The sequence below is a fragment of the bacterium genome (genome assembly GCA_021372515.1).
Taxonomy (GTDB): Bacteria; Gemmatimonadota; Glassbacteria; order GWA2-58-10; family GWA2-58-10; genus JAJFUG01.
The window spans coordinates 22,196-46,324 of sequence record JAJFUG010000013.1 but is presented as its reverse complement, the minus strand read 5'-3'; the positions used below and the strand labels follow the sequence as shown (position 1 = coordinate 46,324).

The 24,129-nt window shown below is 58.1% G+C and carries 13 protein-coding genes; 4 read left to right on the top strand and 9 right to left on the bottom strand.

The genetic code is table 11. The features are described from left to right. From LLH00_01040 to LLH00_01025, 4 genes are all read left to right on the top strand, one after another. The coding region (locus LLH00_01040) for a hypothetical protein (protein MCE5269853.1) at positions 1–206 on the top strand (206 nt) is incomplete at its 5' end. Between the two features lie 323 nt (positions 207–529). Continuing rightward, on the top strand, positions 530–2,617 hold the full coding sequence (locus LLH00_01035; GenBank protein MCE5269852.1) for a carbohydrate binding family 9 domain-containing protein: 2,088 nt from the start codon (positions 530–532) through the stop codon (positions 2,615–2,617). A gap of 126 nt (positions 2,618–2,743) precedes the next feature. Further along, positions 2,744–5,323 carry a hypothetical protein gene (locus LLH00_01030; protein ID MCE5269851.1) on the top strand — a complete coding sequence of 860 codons (2,580 nt, stop codon included), beginning with the start codon at positions 2,744–2,746 and terminating at the stop codon, positions 5,321–5,323. Further along, complete coding sequence (locus LLH00_01025) at positions 5,313–5,546, top strand: hypothetical protein (protein MCE5269850.1); 234 nt, start codon at positions 5,313–5,315, stop codon at positions 5,544–5,546. Before LLH00_01030 ends, LLH00_01025 begins: the two co-directional genes overlap by 11 nt. A gap of 39 nt (positions 5,547–5,585) precedes the next feature. On the opposite strand, the gene LLH00_01020 is transcribed toward LLH00_01025, so the two are convergent. The 9 genes from LLH00_01020 to LLH00_00980 form a co-directional block, all read right to left on the bottom strand. Then, positions 5,586–12,425, bottom strand: coding sequence for a PAS domain S-box protein (locus LLH00_01020; protein MCE5269849.1), 6,840 nt, complete (start codon positions 12,423–12,425; stop codon positions 5,586–5,588). Positions 12,426–13,567: 1,142 nt separating this feature from the next. Continuing rightward, positions 13,568–15,229: a PTS sugar transporter subunit IIA gene (locus LLH00_01015; GenBank protein MCE5269848.1), complete on the bottom strand. Its 1,662-nt coding sequence runs from the start codon at positions 15,227–15,229 to the stop codon at positions 13,568–13,570. Further along, complete coding sequence (gene kdpC / locus LLH00_01010; GenBank protein ID MCE5269847.1) at positions 15,226–15,813, bottom strand: potassium-transporting ATPase subunit KdpC; 588 nt, start codon at positions 15,811–15,813, stop codon at positions 15,226–15,228. Before kdpC ends, LLH00_01015 begins: the two co-directional genes overlap by 4 nt. Positions 15,814–15,826: 13 nt before the next feature. Further along, a complete protein-coding gene (gene kdpB / locus LLH00_01005) occupies positions 15,827–17,905 on the bottom strand; it encodes a potassium-transporting ATPase subunit KdpB (protein ID MCE5269846.1) in 2,079 nt (692 codons plus the stop codon). Positions 17,906–17,948: 43 nt separating this feature from the next. Next, complete coding sequence (gene kdpA, locus LLH00_01000; protein MCE5269845.1) at positions 17,949–19,625, bottom strand: potassium-transporting ATPase subunit KdpA; 1,677 nt, start codon at positions 19,623–19,625, stop codon at positions 17,949–17,951. A 15-nt stretch (positions 19,626–19,640) separates the two neighbouring features. Continuing rightward, on the bottom strand, positions 19,641–19,721 hold the full coding sequence (kdpF, locus tag LLH00_00995; protein MCE5269844.1) for a K(+)-transporting ATPase subunit F: 81 nt from the start codon (positions 19,719–19,721) through the stop codon (positions 19,641–19,643). Positions 19,722–19,749: 28 nt separating this feature from the next. Then, positions 19,750–20,409: a hypothetical protein gene (locus tag LLH00_00990; GenBank protein MCE5269843.1), complete on the bottom strand. Its 660-nt coding sequence runs from the start codon at positions 20,407–20,409 to the stop codon at positions 19,750–19,752. A gap of 116 nt (positions 20,410–20,525) precedes the next feature. Next, complete coding sequence (locus LLH00_00985) at positions 20,526–22,346, bottom strand: HAMP domain-containing protein (protein ID MCE5269842.1); 1,821 nt, start codon at positions 22,344–22,346, stop codon at positions 20,526–20,528. Between the two features lie 159 nt (positions 22,347–22,505). Beyond that, on the bottom strand, positions 22,506–23,867 hold the full coding sequence (locus tag LLH00_00980; GenBank protein MCE5269841.1) for a sigma-54 dependent transcriptional regulator: 1,362 nt from the start codon (positions 23,865–23,867) through the stop codon (positions 22,506–22,508). Positions 23,868–24,129: the final 262 nt, after the last annotated feature.

Here is a 24,129-nt window from a genome sequence, read left to right as displayed (position 1 = left end):
GTCCAAAAGTCCACTTTTTATCTCTTGGCCGGGGAGAACTATCTGTTCAATTCGAATGGATTCTCGGTAGAAGAATTGCATTTTCAATGCAGCGTGGCAAAGCGTGCCTTTTCGTGCCCTCAGGGTGTCGTTTCGTGCCTTTTTGTGATCCAAAAGCGGGTTTTTACAAATCGCAACCCATTTATTTACAAGTAATTAATATTTGACTATCAATTCCGTCCCTCGGCGCCATATAAATCAAGGGGTTGCGGACTATTGTTCGCAGCCCTTTTTGTATTGGTGCAACTCATTTCCCGCGTTCACATTATAATCCTGACAATATATTCATCTTACAAATTGATTGTTGAGTTTTCTCGAAATAAGTATTATCATAAACATGTGAAATATATTGAGTTGCAATGGACAGGCCGAAAAATCCAATTTTGGGATCGAATAAGAAGGCGAATATTTTACTGCGGCGATTCTGATTTATGGAATGTCGACTAAAACGGTAGGAAAGATGCCAGCTTGTTTTACAGTTTTTTCTCTGGTGTTATCTTGGTGCCTATTTCTGGGCGTTTCTTCCCTTTGGGCCCAGGAAAAAGTCCAGCGGCCCACCCGCACTATTACCGCGGCCACGGCCCAGGCTCCGCCCAAGATTGACGGCCTGCTGGATGACCCGGTTTGGCAGGCGGCCGAATGGCAGGATAACCTCGTACAGTACAGGCCCACACCGGGCGACATCCCTCAGGCCGCAACCCGGGTGGCTGTCGCCTGCGACCGCCAGTTTATCTATGCAGCGTTCCGCTGCCTCAACCCCGGGGGGGCGGCCGCCAACAGCTCGATCGCCGAGCGCGACGGCGACATGGACAACGACAACGCGGTCACCCTGTACCTGGACACTTTCCACACCCGCCGCGACTGCTACTATTTCAGCACCAACTCGCTGGGCACCCAGGTGGATGGCCGGATCAGTGAGGATGGCCTTTCCAACGACAAGAAATGGGACTGCATCTGGTGGGTCGCCTCCCATGAGGACAGCCTGGGTTGGAGCTGCGAGATGAAAATCCCCGTTTCGGAGATGCGTATCCCCCGTGGCGAGGGACGCCTCTGGGGTATCAATTTCCGACGCAACTATCCCGAAAGGTTCGAAACCAGTTTCTGGCAATACCGCGACGTGGCCTGGCGCGTATCGCAATCCGGTGACCTTCTGGGCCTCCCCGCATTCAACAAGCTTCTCTCAGCCACGCTCTACCCCTACCTGGTGGGCCTGGACTCCAACCTGCCCGCTTCCGGCCGACGCACGATCCTCTCCTCCGGCGGCCGGGAGTTGGTTGGGGGGGCGGATCTACGGCTGAAACTGGGCAACACTATGGACGGCAACATCACCTGCAACCCGGATTTCGCCACGGTCGAGGCCGACCTGTCGAAAATCAACCTTACCCGTTACGAGATCTCTTACCCGGAGAAAAGGCTGTATTTTCTTGAGGGCGCCGAGTTGTTCAACAACGAGATCAACGTGTTCTACAGTCGGCGGATCGGGGATCTGAACTGGGGGGTTAAGACCAACGGGCGCGTGGGAAAAGTAAACTACGCCGTGCTCGCGGCCGATGAGCGTGCCGGAGTGGGTGGAAACCCCTCGGCCCAGACCGAGGCCGTCCGTCTGCAGCGGGATATCCTTGGCTCCTCGAATATCGGCCTGACTGCTGTCAGCCGCGCCTGGGACGGCGGCTACGCCCGGGTGCTCAGCGGGGATGGGGTGCTGGTATTCAACTCAAACACGAGTATCCGCACCCAGCTTGTGGGCAGCTTTCCCTCCGGCGGTGACAGATTCGCCAGCGCTGCGGCGCTCCGGTTCTCTTACGCCAGGGGCCTGTACCAGGTTAACGCCGGAGGATACCATTACGACAGCGGCTTCCAGAAAAACGTCAACAGGGTCGCGCTTGTCCCACAGGACAACTACAACCGGCCTTTCACCTGGTTCAGCGGCGAACACTGGATAAGACGTCACGGAATCGACAAGATCAGTTTCAACCAGGGTAACGATCTTGCTTGGCACAACAACGGCGACCTCCAGTTGGTTAAAATTCGGAGCACGGAAGGTGTGACTTTCCTCTCCAATTGGCAGGCGGATTTCGGCGGCGTGTACCAGACCGAACTGTTCGAGAAACGCTTCCACAATCCCAGTTGGACAACCGACATAATCTGGAACGACCGGATAAGTAAAAGCGCCGGCCTGACCCGCACCTGGGGACGGAATTTCGAGCGGGATTTCAACCAGACCAGCCTGACCGGAGCGTTCAAGCCGGTCAGCGGGCTCTCCCTGAGCTCCAGCCTGACCGTTTTACGGTTCTCTCCCGACTCCACAAACCAGGAGACATCCCTTTTCGACTTGACCGCGGACTACAATTTCAGCCCCGATTTCTGGTTCCATCTGACCGGCGAGTACAATTCCAACAACGACCGGGTGTACTTCTACGGCCTGTTCGGCTGGCGGTTCAGGCCGCCTTTCGGGGCGCTGTATGTGGCCTACACGGCCGACCGGTTCGACATGCCGGACAGCCGGCTCGGCCGTACTCTCGGTCGGCGCGACCGCGCCCTCTTTGTCAAGCTCACCGTTCCGCTCACGATGTACTGAGCTGATAATTAACAGTCAATCCTGATCTCCAGTTTCGTGTCATCTTCGTCACACCAGTCCGCATGTCTGTAACCCGCGACAGGGACCTGAACGGGACTGGCAGAGCGGCCGCAACGCGGAGAGTGGATGATGGGCATTCATTTCAGAGCGATCTTCCCATTTATGAGTCTGCTGATTGCATTATTATCCTGCGCCTCGCCTTCTGCGGAAAAGAAGGACGATATCATACTATCCACGGGTGACGGCCTGGTGATGAAGCTCGATGGCAGGGGGCAGGTTGAAGGTCTCGCCGCCGACAGCAGCGAGCTGCTCGCACGCGTCAGGACAGGCGGGTTCCTGCTGCGGGAATATAAGTGTGATCCTGGCTCGGAGCTGATTGCTGGAGGGGATTTCGAGAGTACTGGTGCAGCAGGGTTGAGCGGAACGTGCAGGGTGGACACACAGGTTGCGTATTCAGGTAAAGCCTCGGTCTGCCTCGATGCTGCCGGCGGGGGCCGTCTATTGCTGGACAGGATCCCACTCGAACCAGAGTCGGTCTTCATGATTTCTTTCTGGATGAAGGCTGATAAGCTGAGAGGTACGCCGACTCTCCATATCCGCAGGCTGGATTCCGGAAATGCGATTATCGGCAGTCAAGCCAACATTGAGTATTTAGGGCCTTACAAATCTGGCTGGACCGAGTTCCGGCATACCTTCCAGACACTCCCCGGAACCGAATCGGTTGAACTGGAGTTCCATGTGGTGCGTGATCCAGAAGCAAACAGCACAAGTCTGGGTGGGAAAATCTGGGTCGACAATTTCAGTCTGAGAGAGCTGAGATTACCGGAATTCGGGGTGATCAACGGTGAAATGCAGAAGGTGGAAACGAATGCAGCCCGCATGCTGGGAGAATATAAAGGGATCAGGCTTTCGGCCGAGGTGAGTGGGCATGATGACCATTTTAATATCAGCGGGACATTGCAGGACACCACCGGACAGGACCGTTGTGTCCAGCTCCTGTACCGTCTGCCGGTGGCCGCCGTGGGCTGGAGATGGGAGACTGGGCTTTCCTCGGGCGAGACAATCGAGGAAGGACAGTCTTATACGAACGCAACCGAGATAGGAAGGTGGACGAACCGCTATATCGCCCCGTGGCCGTATTCGAGTATCGACGGGAACACAGCCGGGTTGTCGCTCGGGGTCGCGGTCGACCATCCTGCGGTCTACAGGATGTCCTATGCGGATGGGTATTACACGCTCTGCTTCGATTTCGGTCTCTCCCCGTCGACAAAGAAATTCCCGGGCCGGGCGGAGTTCTCGTTTGTCCTCAGCCATCACGACCCGCGCTGGGGCATGCGCGCCGCAGCCAAGAAATATTTTGATCTTTATCCGGAATACTTCGAGGCGCGCACGAAACCGGGTGCGACCTCTTCGACCCGGGATATGGCCAAGTTCAAGGGGCTGGCGGATTTTGGCGCCATGTATGGAGACCGTCACGGGGGTGAGTTCAGCTGGATTAAGAGCGCCAATGACCAGGGCATGTATTCGATGACCTACAACGAGCCCTGGATGTGGAGATCGAGTCTGGGAAAAGCCCCGGACATTGACACTCTGGCACTCAGCTCGATAGTAGCGCGGGAACGCAGCGATATAGACAAGTGGGACGGGAACGATTTCACCGGTGACTACTCCCAGGTGCCGCGGGCTTATTCGGTCAGGGCTTTCCTGAATTCCGCGATGTATGACGAAAACGGCGATCCCATATCCAACGGTATCCGGACCTACCGGAGCGGGACCTATCTCGAATGGCTGACAAACTCCGACCCGGACATAACCGGAACTTACGGCGATCCCAACCGCGGTCTGCTCTCATGGAAATACGAATTCCTGAGAGATCGTGACGGCGCCGCCAAACTGGGCGGCGCCGCGAACGGGATACGCTACGACTCTGTCACCGAATGGGTTCACATGGGGGTCGAGAATTTCCGGCAGGAGCATTTCGCCTTCGCCGATTACCCGTTGACTTTCAGCTATCTGGCGGCCAGGCCCTGCCAGCTCGGTTATTTCTGCGCTCTCGAGTATATGACTTTTGTCCGCAGGCAGATGCTCGAAGCAGGCGGTCTGACCTACGCCAACGGAGCGATCGACGTGCCGTGGTTCAGCTGGCTGATGGACGGGATATCACGGGAGGGCTGGAACCCGGAGGTTGCGAGCCAGCAGAGTATCCGAATGCTGATGTACCATAAAACCTGCGGCGACTGGAGCGGGGCCCGCCTGGCCCGGTACTCGGAAGAAGTGCTCAAGGACCATTTCAATGTCTGTTTCCTGTACTCCTGGTGGCCGGGCGTGGATGGGAGAACGCAGGAGGATTTTGACAGCAAAAGAGAATTTTACAGGAAGCACCTCCCGGTGCTCAAAGCCCTGGCGACCTCCGGCTGGGAACCGGTCACGTTCGCCACGGCCGGGACGGATGGCATCCTGATAGAACGGTTCGGTGGTGAAAATGACCGGCCGCTGTATTTTTCAGTCCGCAATCCCGCGAACGTCGAACGGAACGTTGCGGTCAAAATTGACAAAAAATCATTGGGGCTCGCGCATTTGGGCTCTCTGACCGATGCATTGACTGGAAAAACCATTCAGGTGGAGGATCCGGCCGGTGATGGTCCTGTATCCTGTTCTCTCGTCATTCCAGCCGGGACCACGGCAGTGTTGAAATTTGCCCGATAATCCGTTCCCAAACAAAAAGACACTCAAGGTTCTCGATCGGGCGCCTGCCGGTTCCAACCCGGAGGCCATACTCTACGACCCGGCCAGCCAAATGGTATTGGCTTTCAACGGCCGCAGCCATGATGCGGCGGCCATAGAGGCGGCTACCCACAAGATCGCCGGCACGATTGAGTTGGAGGGCAAGCCGGAATTCGTGAGAGCTGACGGCAAAAGTATTGTTTAAGTTATATAGTCTTCACCCAACTACAAGTAATTCTCAGTTTTACACCGAATCAAGCACCAGTCTTACTTTTTCGAGCAGAGTGCGGGCGGTGAAAGGTTTCTGCAGGAAATGCACCCCGTCTTCCAGCACTCCATGGTGAGCGATTACATCGGCCGTATATCCGGACATGAATAATTGCCTGATATCCGGGCAGAGAGTGAGAAGCTCCTTCGCCAGGTCCCGGCCGTTCATTTCCGGCATGACCACATCTGTCAACAGAAGATCGATCTTTCCTTTATACTCATTGGCCAGGCCGATGGCATCATTGGGCGAACTGGCGGACAGCACTTTGTAGCCCTGATGTTCGAGCATGGTTGTGGCCAAGACGAGAATAGACGGTTCATCTTCAACCAGAAGAACAGTCTCGTTACCGCTGGCAGCCTTATATTGATTCGGCTCGACATTTGATACCCGCTCTTCCGGTTCATCGTGACCGGGTAAATATATCTTGAATATTGTACCTTTTTCAGGTTCGCTGTATACGTTGATAAACCCATCGTTCTGTTTCACTATGCCATATACAGTAGCCAATCCAAGGCCGGTTCCTTTACCCCGTTCCTTGGTCGTGAAAAACGGCTCAAACACCCTGTCCAGCGTTTCCCGGTCCATGCCCCTGCCGCTATCGCTGACAGCCAGAAGGACATACCTGCCAGGCAGGAATCCTGGATTCCCGGCACAGTCGGCCTCATCGATAACAACCGCTCCAGTACTGATACTGATTTTCCCGACCCCGGCAATAGCATCCCTGGCATTGATGCACAGGTTGGTCAGAACCTGATCGATCTGGGAAGGATCCATCCTGATCGGAAAAAGATCATCCCCCGGCAGCCAGTTCAGTTCAATCGCCTCGCCTATCAGGCGCCGCAGCATACCGAGCGTTCCCGCCACGGTTTTATTCAGGTTCAGCACCCGGGGCGAGATCGTCTGCTTGCGCGCGAAAGCCAGCAGTTGGTGTGTAAGGTCCGCGGACCGCTCGGCGGCGGTGAGTATTTCCATAAGGACGAAATGCAGTTCCTGCTCCGGATCCACCTGTCCCAGCGCCACCTCGGTATGACCGATTATCACACTCAGCATGTTGTTGAAATCGTGCGCCACCCCGCCCGCCAGTTGGCCGATAGTCTCCATCTTCCTGGATTGCAGGAGATTGGCTTCAAGGGTCAGCTTATCCGTAATATCCCGGATCACGGCCAATACGAACTCTTTACCGTCGGCAGCCCCTTTTGAAAGGCTCAATTCGATATCGAACTCTGTCCCGTCTCCGTGGAGCCCCTTAAGCTGAAGGGTCCTGTCGATTGCTCTATCCGGCTCACCCCTCTCGAAAAAGCTCTCGACATATCTGCGGTGTTCCTCACGCATATTCTGCGGCATCAGAAGATCGAGCGGCTGATCCAGCATTTCACTGCTCGTGCGGCCGAATATTTTTTCAGCCGCCGGGTTGAAGATTTTTATCAGGCCCTGTCTGTTGACCGCAATCATGCCGTCTTTGCTCGCCTCGATAATCATGCGGAAACGTTCCTCGCTTTCACGCAGGGCGCGCTCCGCATTCTTGATTTCGGTGATATCGGCGCGTACGATCAGATCGGCCGTTCTGCCCTCGTAGAGAATGGTTCTTGAATACTGGTCCAGCCAGAGGGTTGCTCCGTTTTTTCTAACTCCCCTGAAGAAAAATCGGGCTGTTGCACCTTCCCGGCCACCCTGTTTAATTGATTTCTGGCGCTGCACGAATTGCCGGTCATCCGGGTGGATCGTAAAGGCAAACTCTCCCGGCCCGAGCTTGAGCAACTCCTCCACCTTATATCCCGTCTGATCGGCCGCCGCCTGGTTGGCATAAAGAATACGGTCATCCTGCAGGATGAATATCGCCATCAGGGATTGCTCGGAAATGAGCCTGAACTTTTCCTCGCTTTCCCTCAACTGCTGCTCCGCCCGCTTGCGCTCGCTGATGTCATGGTCAAAAGCGCAGCTCATGAACTGGCCTTTGTTGTCGCAATAATTGGCCCTGATTTCCACCGGGAAGATACGGCCGTCCTTGGCGCGATGGCGCGATTCGAAAGTCATCGATCCGAGGCGGGTCAGCTCTTCCACATGCCTTTTCAAATCTTCGGGCGAAAAACCGGGATCTATGTCCTGCACATTCAGTTTTAAAAATTCATCCCGCGTGTAGCCCAGGGATTCGCAGGCGGAATCGTTCGCATATATGATATTTCCGTCAGCATCCCCCCACATGACATGCTCGGATGCCTTGTCCGTGGCAAACTGCGTCAGTCTCAGGGCGTCCTCGGTCCGTTTATGCTCAATCAGGTGCCACATGCCCTGCATCAGCAAGGTCAATTGCTGGCAATCGTTCTCAGAATAATCTTCCTCTTTGTTTCCTACGCCGGCCACTAACACTATTCTGCTATTGTCAAATATCGGCGTGTTCATGTGGCGCAAAAGGCTGACATGCCCTTTGGGGAGACCTTTTTTCCAGGCGTTTTCAGCGGAATAGTCGTTGGTGATAATCGGCTTGCGCTGCCTGACCGCCTCGCCCCAGAGCCCTGTCTCAACGAGAGGATAGATTATCGGTCTGTCGACAACCGCACATTCCTCAAGGGCGGATTTCGACCAGGAGTTTATTGTGAGTATGCTCTCGTCCTCGTTTACGAAAGCCAGGTACCCGATTTGGCTTCCGGTTATCTCGATGGCTTTCTCCAGGGCGAAATCGGTGATCTCCTTCAAAGCTACGTCTGTCATTCTCCCGAGCTGCAACAGGGCTTCCGTGCGCTGCATGTTGGCCATGATCTCCATGGAAGCCTGCTTACGCTCTATGGCGCCGGTAATGATCCGGGATATGGAAAGGAGCAGCTCAATATCCTCATCCGGCCAGATTCGTTTGCGGTTGCACTCATCGAAGCCCATGAAACCGTAGTAGTTGCCCCTGATAAACAGAGGGACCACCAGGAGAGATTTAGATCCATAAAATCTGAGGAAATCCTTTAATGAGGTATCGGGTATATCCTCAATATCGGAGTAAGAGAGGCTGTTTCCGTTTCTTAGCATCTCAAATCCCCAGGGGCTGACGCTGTTGGGAATGTTTTGCAGAGCGTCTTTCTGGGAGGATGTTCCTTCGGAACACCACTCTATGGTATTGCTTGACGTTTCAGTCGCCTGATGATACTCGAAAATATAGGTACGGCTCACCGCGATGATCTCGCCAATAAGCGCCATGCATTCCTGCAGGAACGTCTGAAGATCATCGACCTTGACCGCACTGGAGGATATTTGCGACAGGAGGCGTTCGTAGGTCAGCCGTTTCAGTATCGCCTCCTCGGCTTGCTTGCGTTCGGTTATATCCCTGAATGTCCAAATCCGGCCGTAGTAGTTCCCTTCCTGGCCCAGCACCGGCGCGGAATAGCGGTCCAGGCGCATCCCGTTCTGGAATTCAATCTCGTCGAGGCAGGTCTCGTTCTTATGCTCGAACAGATACAGTATTCTGGCGATGAATTCATCGGGGTGCTTGGCTTTCCCGGCCACATACTCGAGCAGCACGTTATCATCCTCACTATCGAGACAGTATTGCGGAACATCGAACAGCTCGATCATACGCTGATTTATGAGCAGGCGTTTTCTATTCTCGTCTACCACCAGTATCCCGTCGATAGTCGCGTTCACCTGCGCCTCGAGCAGGGCCGCTTTCTCCAGGATCGCATCTTCCGCCCGCTTGCGCTCGGTTATATCGGTATGGGTTCCTTGCATCAACAGCGGTTTCCCGTCCTCGGTCCAGCTTGTCACCTTGCCCCGGTCGAGGACCCAGACCCAGTGCCCGTCCTTGTGCCTCATCCGGAACTCGACCTCATAGAAGTCGCTATCTCCTTTGAAATGCTTTTGAAGCACATTGTTTGTATTCCTGAGATCGTCCGGATGGGTGAAGTGCTCCCAGGTTTTGATCGATACAGGTAACAGTTCTTCCAACCTGTATCCAAAAATGTCAGCCCAGCGTTCATTGAAAACAGTCTCGCCGGTCTGGACATTCCATTCCCAGGTCCCGACATGAGTTCCCTCGATGATGCTCGCCAAACGCTGGCGTTCTTCCTGAAGTTTTTTCTCGGCCCGCTTGCGGTCGGAAATATCACGGACCGACTCTATCGCGCCGATTATCTCGCCTTTTGTACTGGACAGGGGTTTGGCTTTGCCAAAAAGAGTCAAATCCTTTCCCAATATGGTCGTATCGATCTCGGCCAGAATCACGTTACCGGAATCGATCCTCACATGCTGGTAATTTCTTGCATTCTCATCATCCCATTTTAGCACCAGGTCCACCAGTATCGGACGGCGGATACCATAAAACGGCAGGGCGTATTCGTAATTGCCTTTCGACAGGATATCTTCAGCCCTGACTCCGGTCATTTCCTCCACGGCCCGGTTCCAGAGGATGACCTTTCCTTCCAGGTCGATGGCAAAAGTCGCATCCGGAAGGAAATCAACAATATCACTCAGATGCTGTTCAGACTCGCGCAGTTCATCGCCGATCCTTTCCCGCTCGGCGATTTCCCGCTCAAGCTGAATGTTCTTTGCCCTGAGTTCCTGAGTGACTTTTCTCTTATGCCAGTAGCGGACGAACAGCAGGACAATCGCTGTCAAGGTGAGCAACAGTAACAGTTTGAAAACTGCGGTTTGAAAAAAGGCAGGCTTGATCGTAAAGGCAAAACGAGCCGGCGCCGGGCTTTCAAGGCCGTGTCCGTTTCGAGCCACAACCTCGAACACGTGCCGTCCAGACGGAACATTTACGAAATTGACGGAACTCAGGCGGGTCTCTTTCCATTCCCCGTCAAAACTGTCGAGCCGGTAGGAATACACCACTTTTTCCGGGGAACTGAAATCCAGACCGACAAAATCGAAACGAAGGTCGTTTTCGAAATGTTTAAGTACCGCTCCCTCCGAAAAACTGGAATCCGGGCCGATCAAACTGGCCCTGGTTATATAGACCCGGGGGCCGTTCCGGGAGACAAGCTCGTTGGACGGATCGAAGACCGTCAAACCCTCGGTGGAGCCGAACCAAAGCCTTCCTTTCCGGTCCACGGCCGAGGCCCCGCGGTTCAGATCGCTTCCGGCCAGACCCTCCTCCTGGCCGTAAAACCTGAACTGTTTGCCGTCGTAACGGTTCAGGCCAGTCATCGTGCCGAATAACATCTCCCGGCCGATCCGGTTGATAAAGTAGCAGGTGTTGCTGGACAACCCGTCCGCGGTAGTCAGAGTATCGATCCGGCGGCCATCGTAACGGCAGATACCGTTTTCCGTTCCGAACCAGATATTTCCCGACGAATCGGCGAAAATGTCGTTGATGTAATCCGAAACCAGTCCCTGAGGCTTACCGAAAGGCTCAAACCGCCGGCCGTTGAAGCGCGCCGCGCCCTCGGTGGTCCCGACCCAGAGTTCCCCGGATGGAGTCTCGCAGAGGGAGATGACCAGATTGCCCGGCAGGCCGTCTTCGGTGGTGTATGAGCGGCCCGAGGAACCGTCGTATTCCGTCAAACCTTTCTCAGTGCCGATCCAGACTACGCCCCGACGGTCGGTGAGGATGGTCTTGACACTCTGTTTCCGTAATATCGGATCAATCTGCGCGTTGGTCCATTTCTTCCCGTCAAATCTCGCGGCGCCGCTGTCGGTGCCGCACCAGATCCCGCCCGATGAATCCTCGGCCAGGCAATAAACGAGGGGACTCGGCACGCCGTCTTCTCTTTTGTACGATTTCCAGCGCTTTCCATCATAGCGGCTCAACCAGAGGTCCGTACCGATCCAGATATCCTGTCTGGAGTCTATCAGGCAGTCGAACACCATGTTGCCGCCCAGGTATTGCTCTCCGCGGAAAATTGAAAACGGATTGCGCGGCAGGAGACTGACCCCCTGGTTATATACGGCAAACCAGACGTTGCCGTCCCGGTCCCCCTTTATATCCCAGATCGCCCCTTCGAGCATGCCGTTGTTTCTGTCCATCCTTGTAAACCGGCCGTTATCCAATATGTAAGCTCCACGGTCGGACTTGTCTGAAATCCAGAGCCGACCGGACACATCCTGATACACGGGGTGGAGAATATGAATCTTCTGCTCATCGAGAGAATGAACCCGCCAGTTGCGCCCATTGTACTCAATCACTTCGTTATGACCACCGAGCCACAGATTGCCTTCCCTGCCGACATACAAGACCCCGACCGCCTGAGGGACCGGACTGTTGGACGGTGTGAATGACTTCCATCGCTTGCCGTCATTCACCCTCAGACCGTCATCCGTCCCCAGCCAGAGGTTGCCCTGGTGATCGAGCTTGATGGTATAAATTGTTTTAATACCCAGCGAGTCCTCGACCAGCCAGTGTTTCCAACTCAGCTTCAAAGAATCGAACAAGCTCAATCCATGGCTTGAAACACTTATGAGATCTCCCGAAGCTGTTTCCAGAATTTCTCTCACGGTGTCATCGGCCAGCCCATCCCGGATGGAATAGGAGCGCCATTCCCGGTTGTTATAACAGTTCAAGCCCTCTTGAGTACCGAACCAGATCCAACCACGGCGGTCCTCAAAGAGCAGCATGCCATAATTCCCGGCCAGCCCGTCTCTGGAAGTGAAAACACGCCATTCCCCGTTTTCAAGCCTGGCCAGCCCGTCCTGAATACAGAACCACAGACGGCCCTGGCGATCCTGGAGCATCCGGTAGGTTCCCTTCTTTGCATCCAGAGCTTTCTGGTTGAAATAGGATATGAACTGCTGCCCATCGAACCTGGATATTCCGTTCAGAGTCCCGAACCACATGAATCCGGAGGAATCCTGCATGACCGAAAGAACACGGTTGCTGGCCAGGCCGTCATCCACCGTGTAGTTCCGGAAGGGCAATATCTGTGCTGGCAAGGGGTAGAAACCGAGGCAAATGAGGCTGATACATAAAAATACAAGGCCAGCCAATGGTATTTGGGCAACGCGTTTTACCGGTATGCCTGCCATTGATCCCTCATTAGTCCAGTAAAGCAACGACACTGAATATTTAAAGAGATATTTAATAAGATGTTAGCAATACAATTCCAAATTATTGTACTCCGGATTCTGACAAAACGCAAATGCTTTCAGAGGCTGTCGCTTTGTGATTTAATTGAAGGCTTCTGTTGACACAAACATTTTTCGACAGCACAACAGAAGAACGGTCTGGCCGGGACTGTTTCAATCCGCCTGTAAACGCATACGGTTGGCGATCCCTTTGAGAGATGCCATTATTCTATGAAGGTTCCATGCAAGCCGGGATACCGGAAGAACCGATTGACCCTTCCGGACACATCAGCCTTTGGCCCTCAGCCAGGAGCGTGTCCAATGTGTAAGAAATTGACGCGTTGTTCGAATCCTCAAATAGCAGTTTTGGGGCTTATGGTCCGTCCGGTGCACCGGATCAAGCGTTCCCTGTACTGAGGCAGGCCATGATGACGGCGCAGATCTACAAAGCCTGGAGCTTAATCGAGTTCGAAATGATTTGACTAAATATGGAGTAATTATTGGGACTATGCATCCAAATAACCATCTGGCAAAGTTGATCTCCGGGAAGTGTTGGAGTTTGTGGCCGGGGGAAATGGATTCATAATGACTGGAAATCTTTTTTACCCAACTTGGCAAAGCGTGCCTTTTCGTGCCCTCAGGGTGTCGTTTCGTGCCTTTCTGTGACCAAAAAGCGAGTTTGATCAGATCGCAACTCATTGAATTATAAGTGATTAATAATTGACCTTCAATTCCGTCCCTCGGCGCCATGAATACATAACGGCCTGAATCTTTGGGATTCAGGCCGTTTTCATTTCCCGAGGTTCGCCCGTGGGTTCGTCTTTTGGCACAAAACCGACATACTTTTACAACGAAAATAAATATCGCAGGTTATTACTCGTCATATCAGTCAAGAAAACCCCACAGCCTCTTTCTTGGACGGCTGCAAAGTCAGGGCCGGCTGGAAACGTTTGATCAACCCTGTCAGTTCCCGATCATACGTCCCACGAGCGGATGATCCGCAGCACCTCCTCCGGACTTTTCGCGGCGAGTACTATACGCCGCCACTGGTCATCCCGCGCCATCCGGCTGATCCTGCCGAGGGTGGCTACATGAATGTTCGGGTTATCGGCTGGAGAAAGAAGCAGAAGCATGAGCCTGAAATTCCGTCCTGTCTCGCGCTCGTGGATGTCCAGTTTCCCCACGCCGAGGGCCACAAGGGGCCGGGAAATTCCAGCGATCCGGGCATGCGGGATAGCTACGTCCTCGCCCAGGAACGTCCCTCCCTGGCGCTCCCGTTCCAGAAGAGCGTACCAGGCGTTGTCCTTGACTGCTGGTTCACTTTCGCAGGATACTTCCAGAAGCTCTTTCATGGCGTCCTCTTTCTCCATCGACTCCTCCCAGATCACGACCGGGACGTTTTCCAGAGGAGATTTCGGCGCCTCACCAGTCCCGGCGGCAGCCGGAGCTTTCTCCTGCACTTGCACACCAGAGTCTTCGCCAGCCTCCCGGAAGGCTTTCCTTTCCTCGGCCCGCGTATCGAGTAGTACGATGGTCATACCGGAGCTTTCACTGTACAGGCGCTCCACGATACTGACCTCGCCCAGCATCCGTCTCCAAAGGGGCAGTTTCCTGCCGGGGGTGCCGATCACGATATGCCCGACCCGGTACTCCCTGGCAAACAGAAGGATCGTCTTGGCGATGTCCTCGCCACGGTAGGTGAATACCGCCGCTCCCAGTTGCTGGGCCAGGGTCATGGTGTCGGCCAGCTGGCGCTGCGTGCGGGCGTCCACCACGGTGGGGCGCTCTGCGGAAGTCTGCACGTACACTGCGTACCAGTTGCGGTTAAGACGGCCGGCCAGGCGGGAGGCGTAGCGCAAAAGGGCCTCAGTGTTGGGGCCGCCCGAGCTGATACAGACCATCACCTGGTCCGGGCTGGAGGGTGTCTCATCGGTCAGTGGGCCGCGTTGACGCGAGTCGATCTGGGCCGCCAGCTCGCGCAGTGTCAGCTCGCGCAGCTGCTCCAGGTTGGTCGTCCTGAAAAAATGGCTCAGCGCGGTCTCGATCCGCTCCTGGGTGTAGACCTTGCCTTCCTCGATCCTGCGTCGAAGGTCCTCGGTGGTCAGGTCCACGTTGACCAGCTGGTCCGCCTCGGCCACCACGCGGTCGGGAATGCGTTCGCGCACCCTGACCCCGGTGGCGCGCTCGACTGTCTCGTAAAGGCTCTCCAGGTGCTGGATGTTCAGGGTGGAAATGACATGGATGCCCGCGGAAAGGATCTCATCCACATCCTGGTAGCGTTTGGCGTTCTTGCTGCCCGGCACGTTGTTGTGCGCCAGCTCATCGACCAGGACCACAGCCGGACGACGGGCCAGGATTGCAGCCAGGTCCATTTCCTCGATCTCGATCCCGCGGTAGGTGATCCGTCGCCGCGGGATAAGCTCCAGCCCCTCGGTCAGGGCGAGAGTCTCGGCCCGGCCGTGGCATTCGACCAGGCCCACCGCCACCTCGACTCCCTCCTGGCGCAGACGGCGGGCCTCGAGCAGCATCTGGTAGGTCTTACCCACCCCGGCGGCGTAGCCCAGGTAGATTTTCAGCCTCCCCCGCTGTGAGCGCCGGATCAGGCGCAGGAAACTGTCAGCGCGGCTGTCGTTCATTTTTCGATCCTGTCCAGTTCGAGGTTCACCAACAGGACATTCACCAGGGGCCCGGCATTGAGTCGACCGGCATCCCTTTTTACCTCTTTATGCAGAACCTTAAGCACTGCCTCCAGCGGAAGGCTCCGCGCCGCCGCGACACGCGGTGCCTGGTACAGGGCCGCCTCCAGGGTGATATGCGGGTCCAGGCCGCTTCCCGAGGCGGTCGCCAGGTCGGCTGGGACCAGGGCCCGTTTGTCGCCGCCCAGCCGCGCCAGGTCGGCCTCCGCGCGAACACGCAGCTCGGGGTTCACTGGCGAAAGGTTGCTCCCTCCAGCCGCGGCCGCGTCGTAACCGACCGCAGAGGGCCGGGGCCAGAAATGGCGCGAGCTGTCAAACCCCTGGGCGATCAGCGCGCTGCCCACCACCTGACCCTGTTCATCCCGCAAAAGCGAGCCCTCGGCGCTCCAGGGGACGGCCAACTGGGCGAAGAGATATATGCCCAACGGATAGAGAATGCAACAGACCACGATTGTCACCAGCACCAGGCGCAGCGAGGCCAGAAGTTGATTTAGCGCTCCGTTCAAATGCGTCGTCGTTTCCATATACCGTCCACTCCTAATATAGTCCGGTCAGGCCCAGGGCCAGATCGATCAGCTTGATCCCAGCGAACGGGGCCAGCATTCCCCCTAAGCCGTAGATCAGCAGGTTCTTCCGCAGAAGAGTCTCCGCGCCCATGGGACGGTATTTGACGCCCCGGATGGCGACAGGGATGAGCACCAGGATGATCAAGGCGTTGAAAATGAGGGCCGACAGGATCGCGCTCTCCGGCGTGGCCAGGCCCATTATGTTGAGCGCCCGCAGCTGTGGCAGGGCCAGCATGAACATGGCCGGGATGATCGCGAAATACTTGGCCACATCGTTGGCGATGGAGAACGTGGTCAGTGCGCCGCGGGTCATCAGCAACTGCTTACCGATCTCGATCACTTCGATCAGCTTGGTCGGATCGCTGTCCAGGTCCACCATGTTGCCCGCCTCCTTGGCCGCCTGGGTGCCGGAGTTCATGGCCACCCCGATATCGGCCTGGGCCAGCGCCGGGGCGTCGTTGGTGCCGTCGCCCATCATCGCCACCAGCCGTCCCGCGCGCTGCTCCCGCCGGATGTACTCCAGCTTGTCCTCGGGCCTGGACTGGGCCAGGTAGTCATCCACCCCGGCCTGGACGGCGATCGCGGCCGCGGTGAGCGGGTTGTCGCCGGTGACCATGACCACGCGCAGGCCCATGGCCCGCAGGCGCTCGAACCGGTCGTGGATGCCGGGCTTGAGCACATCCGACAGCGCCACCACTCCCAACGCGTCCTTGCCCTCGGCCACCACTATCGGCGTGCCGCCCGCCCGGGCCACATTGTCGACAAGTTCCTGCAGCTCGCCCGGTACGACGCCCTCCCGTTCCAGAAGATAGTCCCGGATCGCATCCGAGGCCCCCTTGCGGTAAAAGAAGCCGTCCGGGCTGTCCAGCCCGCTCAGGCGGGACTGGGCGGTGAACGGGATCACCCGCGCGTCCGGCGGCTCCAGCGGGGCTTTCTCTTTCAGCGTTCTTTCACCCAGCGTGACAATCGAGCGCCCCTCGGGGGTCTGGTCGCCGAACGAGGCGCACATCGCGGCCTCGGCCAGGCGTTCCAGGCTCACGCCGGGCAGGGGGCGCCAGGCGGTGGCCTGACGGTTGCCCACGGTGATCGTGCCGGTTTTGTCCAGCAGCAGGGTGTCGATGTCGCCGGCCAGCTCCACGGCCTTGCCACTCTTGGCCAGGACATTCGCCGAGAGCGCCCGGTCCATCCCGGCCAGGCCGATCGCCGCCAGAAGAGCCCCGATTGTGGTCGGGATCAGGCAGACCAGCAGGGCGATCAGCGTGGGCAGCGGCAGGCTCACGCCGAAATAGCGCCCGATGGGCCAGAGCGCGCCGGTCACCAGCAGGAAAGCCAGGGTCAGCCCGGCCAGGGTCACGGTCAGGGCCAGCTCGTTGGGGGTTTTCTGACGGACCGCGCCCTCGACCAGGGCGATCATGCGGTCCAGGAACGAGTCTCCCGCGCCGGCAGTGATCCGCACCACGATCCGGTCCGAGAGCACTCGCGTGCCGCCGGTCACCCCGGAGCGGTCGCCGCCGGCCTCCCGCACCACCGGGGCGGACTCGCCGGTGATCGCCGACTCATCCACCGAGGCCGCGCCCTCGATTACCTCGCCATCGCCGGGGATAATCTCACCGGCTGTCACCAGGACCAGGTCGCCCTCGTGCAACTCATCCGAATTGACCGTTTCCTCGCCCCCTCCGGTCAATCTCCGGGCCTGTGTCTGACGGCGGGTGTGACGGAGGGTTTCGGCCTGGGCCCGTCCGCGCGCCTCGGCCAGCGCCTCGGCGAAATTGGCGAAAAGCACGGTCAGCCAGAGGATCACTGTCACGGCCAGGGTATAGGCCAGCGCCGGGCTGTGCCTGAATGTATCCTGGCACAGAACCAGGGTGGTCAGGGCCGCGCCTACCTCGGTGACAAACATGACCGGATTGCGCGCCATGCGCCGGGGATCGAGCATCACAAAGGCCTGCCGCAGAGCGGCGCGTACCAGTTCCCGCTCGAAAAGGGAGGCCCGGCGGGCTTTGCGGCGCTGCAGCTTGGCGGCTTGATTTCCATTGCTGTATTCAGTCATCGGTGAATACCTCTTCAATTTTATCTACATCGAAAACGCCAGTTCAGAAACGTTGCACCGACAGATGCTCGGCGATTGGCCCCAACACGGCCACCGGCAGGAATAGCAGTGCGCCGATCAGCACCACGCTGCCCAGGATCACCAGGCCGAACATCGCGGTATCGGTGCGGAGCGAGCCGGTGGTCTCGGGAGAAGGTTTCTTGGCCGCCAGCGAGCCGGCGATGGCCAGGGGCAGCAGGATCGGCAGATAGCGACCCAGCAGCATCACCACTCCCGTGGCCACGTTCCAGGGGACAGTGTTGTCGCCCAGGCCCTCGAACCCGGAGCCGTTGTTGGCTGCGGCCGAGCTGAACTCGTACAGTATCTCGCTGAAACCGTGCGCCCCCGGGTTGTGCACCGTGGAGGCACCCCAGGCCGTGGCGGCGAAAAGCGCGGTCCCGCCCAGGATCAGGAACGGGTGCACCAGCAGGGCCAACAGGGCCAGTTTCATCTCGCCGGTCTCCACCTTACGCGCCAGGTACTCGGGGCTGCGGCCGACCATCATGCCGCAGATGAAGACGCCGATGATGATGAAAAGAAACATGTTTATCAGGCCCACCCCCACCCCGCCGAACGTGACGTTGAGCCACATCCCGGCCAGCGGGACCAGGCCGGTGAGCGGGTTGAGGCTGTCGTGCATGCAGTTGACCGAGCCATTACTGGTGCAGGTGGTCAGCGCGGCCCAGAACGGACCCGCCGCGGCGCCGAAACGCAGTTCCTTGCCCTCGAGGTTGCCCGAGGTTGCCACCGGCAGCCCGGCCAGGGCGGCGGTGGGAGAGCTTTCCAAGTACACGGCCAGACTGGCCTTGGCCACCAGCAGCAGGGCCATGACCGCGAAAATCACCGCGGCGTGGCGCAGCCGTCCGGTTATCCGGCCGAACATCCAGACCGAGGCCATCGGGATGAGAATGATGCTGAAACACTCCAGCGCATTGGTGAAAAAGCCCGGGTTCTCGAACGGGTGGGTCGAGTTGGGGCCGAAAAACCCGCCGCCGTTGGTCCCGAGCTGCTTGACCGCCACGAAAGCCGCCACCGGCCCGCGGGCGATGGTTTGCACCGCACCCTCCAGGGTCCGGGCCACAACCGCACCGTGGAATGTCATCGGCGAGCCGCCCAGTGCGAGAAGCAGCGCCACGATCACCGCCGACGGCAGCAGGATGAGCATGGTGGCGTTCAGCAGGTCACGCTGGAAATTCCCGATCCGGGTGTTTCCGGCCAGGCCCCGCGCCAGGGCGGTCAGGGCGGCGATCCCGGTGGCGGCCGAGACGAACTGGAGCCACATCAGCCCGAAAACCTGGGAGAAATAGCTCATCGACACTTCGCCCGAGTAGTGCTGAAGGTTCGTGTTTGTGACGAACGAGGCCACGGTGTTGAAGATCAGGCTCGGCTCCAGCGCGCCCCGGCTGTCCGGGTTGAGCGGCAGATACTGCTGCAGGGCCAGGAGCATCCAGACCAGCGCGAACATCACCGCGTTGAACGCCAGCAGGGCCAGGCTGTACTGCCTCCAATCCTGTTCCCGCTCCAGGCCGCGTCCGCCCAGGCGGCGGAACAGTGCGTCCAGAGATTGCCGCAAGCCACCGCTCCGCTCTCCCGGCTGCATGGCCCAGGTCATGTAACGTCCCAGGGGCCAGGCCAGCAGGGCCGCTCCCGCCAGGAGAACCACCAGGTATAGAATGGACATTTTTTTCTCTCTCTCTCAGAAACGCTCGGGCCTTAGGATGGCATAGACCAGATACCCGAGACAGAAGGCGAAAACCGTGGTGACGATGTACAGCACAGTGTCCTCCAGCGCCGCGGATGGCGGTTTAAAGATCGATATCGAGCTGGAAAGTCATGGTCGGGGCGTGCAGCCGGCTGCTGTTGTAGACGCTGTAGCCCACGGTGAAACCCGCGCTCGCGGTCAGTGAATAGGAGGCTCCCAGGTGGAAGGCCCCGTAGGAGCTTCGGCTGCCCATGTATTCCAGGGCGGCCTTGAACTTCGCGCCGATCGGACGGTCCCAGGAGGCGAGAAGGCCGTGGCTCTCCTTCTTCCCGTTCGCGTCCACCAGGACCCGGTTGCCACCGGAGAAATAGCCGACACTCAACCGTCCGAGCCGGCGGTGGGTTTTCGCGGCCAGGCAGTAGACGATATTGGCCGCGCTGACATCCGGCCGTCCCCCGGCGTCGTACAACCCCAGCGCCAGGGCCGGCTGCCACGGAAACAGCCTGGCCTCTTTCAGGCCGGCCTTGACGTTGTAGAACCAGGGCCTGTCCGTGGACCCGCCGACATCCCGGTAGTCCAGCCCGATCTCAGCACCCACCGGACTGCTGTCCGGGACCACGCCGACTGTCAGGCCGTAGTCGATAGTCGAGGCGGTCCGCGGCGAGGCGGAGCGGTTGAGGCAGTTGTAGGCGTCCACCCCCAGATGTGCTACGCCGAAGGCCTGGATATCGGCCGAGGGGATCCAGATAAAGCCGGATGGCACGGCGTAAGCTCTTTCCCAGTGTAATAAAGCCAACGTGCACAATATAAAGAAGGCAGACAGTCGCATCGTCCTCGCCTCAATGCAATTGAGTTATAGTCTTCCAAGCCCGCGCGCCATCAACTCAGCGGCAGGGTGAAACTGAAAGTCGAGCCCTCGCCGGGAGTGCTCTCTACCGCCACCTCGCCACCGTGGGCCTGGACAATCTCTTTCACTATCGCCAGCCCCAGTCCGACACCCGTTTTTTCATCCTGACCCGGCTCGCGGTAAAATTGTTCGAACAAATGGCCCAGGTGCTCCGGGGGAATCCCTTTGCCCGTGTCCCGGACCGAAAAACACACCTGACCCGCCTCCGCCGTAGCCCCGACAGTGACTGTCCCCCCGCCGCCGGTGAAACGAAGAGCGTTGGACAGCAGGTTGGCGAACACATGTTTCAGCCGTCCCGAATCCACCTGAACCGCGGGCAGGTCATCCGGGACCGCGTTAACCAGCTCGACGCCCTTGTCCCTGGCCTCGGACGTGAACTGTTCGAGCGCCGCCCGCGCCAGCTCGCGTGGCGCGACCGGGGCCAGATTCAGGCTCGTCCGGCAGGACTCGATACGGCCTATGTCCAGCAGCGAGTCCACTATCCCGGTCAGCCGATCGCTGTCCTCCCGCGCCGCCATCAACAGCTCGATCTGCTTCTCGTTCAGGGCCCCCACTCTCTCCTCCAGCAGGAGGTGGATCGACATGCGCAGGGCGGTCAGCGGAGTTCGGAGCTGATGCGAAACCGTGGAGACCAGGCTGCTTTTCAGCTCCTGCTGCTCGTGGATCATGGTCACATCCTTGATTATCACCGCAGTCCCAGTGGTCTCGTTCCGCTCCCGGTCGACTGGAATCTCTATCACCGAGGGCAAGAAAAAGTACTCTTTCCCGTCGATGAACTGCTGTATGTACTCCCCACGCACCTCGTGGTCGGCGAGATGGTCCTCAGTTTTGGCGCGTTCCAGTAGTTCTGTCAGCCATTTATAATCCAGGTCGCGGATCAGAACGCCCGGGTTCAGACCAAAATGACGGCGTGCGGTCTCGGTGGCCACCTCGACCCGGCCCTCCAGGTCGAGCACCGCCACCGCGGCGGGCAGAGCCTTGAAAACGTCCTCCGTGGCGCGGCGGGTCCGGGCCAGGTTGATCCGGTCGGCGCGGCGGGTCTCGCGCAGGGCCGCAGCCATGGCATTGACCGTCGCGGAGAGCTGACCGATCTCATCTCTTGACCCGGGTCTCAGCACCAGATCGAGGTTACCCCGCCTGATCTGGTCCATGGATTCGATCAGGCTGTTGATAGGTCTCAGGATCCAGTGATGGGTCAGGAAGCTGAACAGGATCGCGACCAGCGCACAGGCAGCGATGGCCATCAGCATGCTTCTGTGAGCCCGCCCTGCCTCCCGGCGCGCGAAATCGTTCGCCTCGCTCATATTCGCCTGGTTCATGTCCAGGACAGCCTGGGACAGGCCCTTGATCCGCTGGAACAGGGGCAGAAGCCGGTCGAAATAGATCGAGCGCCTCGATTCTGGTGAAAAAGTGGTATCGGCCGCCAGGGCGATGACGTTCCTGTAGTCCTCGAACAGCTGGCCGAGACTGTCGGCCTTCTGTTGCTCCCCCGACAGTGTAATGTTTCCACGTTCCACCTCGAGGGCGGCCCGGAACCGGGCCTCGTTTTCCTGGATTAGACGACTGCCCGCGGCCGCGCTGCCGATGAAAGTGAACAGCATGCCGCTGTCCATCCGTTCCAGGGCCTCTTTCATGTCCTGGCAGGCCACAACGCTGCGGTAATTCTCCCGTAGAATGACATCGATGGCCTGGCCGAGGTTATCGATATTGGAGATGGTCAGCGTTCCGATAACCACGACTATGGCCAGAAGGCCACCAAAGCCCAATATGAGTTTTTGACGGATGCCGATCATGGTTGCCTCCTTGCCCATTCGACGATGCACGCAGCATGCCGGATTTATATTGTCTTGGAATCATTACAGATAGGATTCGGCTGGGCTTGGACGGCCTTGTAATCGGCAAGAAGGGGCGAAGAAGCGCCTTGAAACATGCAAGGTCACGGCGGGAAAAAATCAGATTCCGTACTGTTTGCGCTTGCGCCAGAGAGTGGCCTGGTCTATGCCCAGCAGGTCGGCGGCTTCCTGAAGAGTCTGCGTGGTCGCCAGGATACGGCGGATGTGGTTTTCCTCGATTACATCCAGTGAGACCGGGGCGCCGAGCTCGACCGGAGAAACCCGCGGAGCGATCGACTCCGGCATCTGCTCAATCCCTACGATGCCGGATTGACACAGGATCACCGCCCGCTCGATCACGTTGCGCAGCTCGCGGATGTTGCCCGGCCAACTGTAACCGCGCAGCGCCAGCAGGGCTTTGGGGCTGAAACCGTCGACTGCCTTGTGGTTTTGCGCACTGAAGAAAGCCAGCATTCCCCGCGCCAACGACTCGATGTCATCCGGGCGCTCGGTCAGCGGCGGAAGGTCGATCTGGAAAACATTAAGACGATAAAAAAGGTCCTCCCGGAAACGGCCCTGACGCACAGCACTGTCCAGGTCGGTGTTGGTGGCGGTGAGAATGCGGACATCGGCCTTGCGGGTCCGCTGATCCCCCACCCGCTCGTACTCGCGGTCCTGAAGGAAACGCAGTAGCTTGGGCTGGACTGCCTGGGGCAGGTCGCCGATCTCGTCGAGAAACAGGCTGCCGCCCTCGCAGGCCGCCACTCGCCCCGGATTGTCACGCACTGCGCCGGTGAAAGACCCTTTCACATGGCCGAACAACTCACTCTCCAACAGCTCCGGGCTGAGGGAAGGACAGGATATTACGCCGAACGGCTTGTCTGCACGGCGGCTCCATTCATGGATGGCCCGCGCCAGCACTGTCTTTCCGGTCCCGCTGGGTCCGCGCAGCAGCACGGCCGCCTCGGAGGGGGCGACCTGACGGGCCAGCTCCAGGGCGCGCTGCATGCCGGGGTGACTGGAGCTGAACGAAAACTCCGGACGCACGCGATCCAGGTCCTCTTTCAGCGTTCTTATCCTCTGTTCCATGCTCCGGAGCGCTGACACCCGCTCGGTGACAAGGTCCACCTGCTCTGGAGTGAACGGCTTTGGGATATAATCCGTGGCCCCCCGGCGCATGGCCTCCACTGCGCTGCCCACTGTCGCATAGGCGGTTATCATCACTATCCGCAGCCACGGGCAGGCCCCGGTCAGAGCCGGAATCAGGTCCAGACCGTTCTCCGTGCCCAGACGCAGATCGACAAAGGCGAGATCGAACAACTGACGGTCGGCCTCTGCCCGGGCGTCCGCTCCGTTGCTCACCCCGGTCACCCGGTGGCCGCGGGACTCCAGACAGACCGCCAGGGTCTTGCGGATGTTCAGTTCATCATCCACGATCAGGACGTTAAGAGAGGGCGGTGAGGAGTGCGGTTGGTTGTTCATTCAGCATTCTTTCTGCATGGCCACTTCAGCGGATTGCATTTTGCGAAACCACATTTGAATAATATAAGTGATTGCGGTGTTACTACAAGGATGGGGAGAGAGGCTGATTACACACTCCCTTCAGTCAGCCCCTCTCACTCGGTTGCGGACCTCGGCCTGTGGTCTCCGGCCTTCGACTGATAATCACACTTGTTCCATATTGAGGGATCGACAGACATCTCGTTCAATTCCAATTCCAGCCCCATTCATTTCGGCCTGTCGT

Bases quoted from the DNA above. Each gene is read 5' to 3' on its own strand.
- kdpA (MCE5269845.1), bottom strand. From the start codon at position 19,625: ATGTCCATTCTATACCTGGTGGTTCTCCTGGCGGGAGCGGCCCTGCTG.
- LLH00_00980 (MCE5269841.1), bottom strand. From the start codon at position 23,867: ATGAACAACCAACCGCACTCCTCACCGCCCTCTCTTAACGTCCTGATC.
- kdpB (MCE5269846.1), bottom strand. From the start codon at position 17,905: ATGACTGAATACAGCAATGGAAATCAAGCCGCCAAGCTGCAGCGCCGC.
- LLH00_00985 (MCE5269842.1), bottom strand. From the start codon at position 22,346: ATGATCGGCATCCGTCAAAAACTCATATTGGGCTTTGGTGGCCTTCTG.
- LLH00_01015 (MCE5269848.1), bottom strand. From the start codon at position 15,229: ATGAACGACAGCCGCGCTGACAGTTTCCTGCGCCTGATCCGGCGCTCA.
- kdpC (MCE5269847.1), bottom strand. From the start codon at position 15,813: ATGGAAACGACGACGCATTTGAACGGAGCGCTAAATCAACTTCTGGCC.
- LLH00_01030 (MCE5269851.1), top strand. From the start codon at position 2,744: ATGATGGGCATTCATTTCAGAGCGATCTTCCCATTTATGAGTCTGCTG.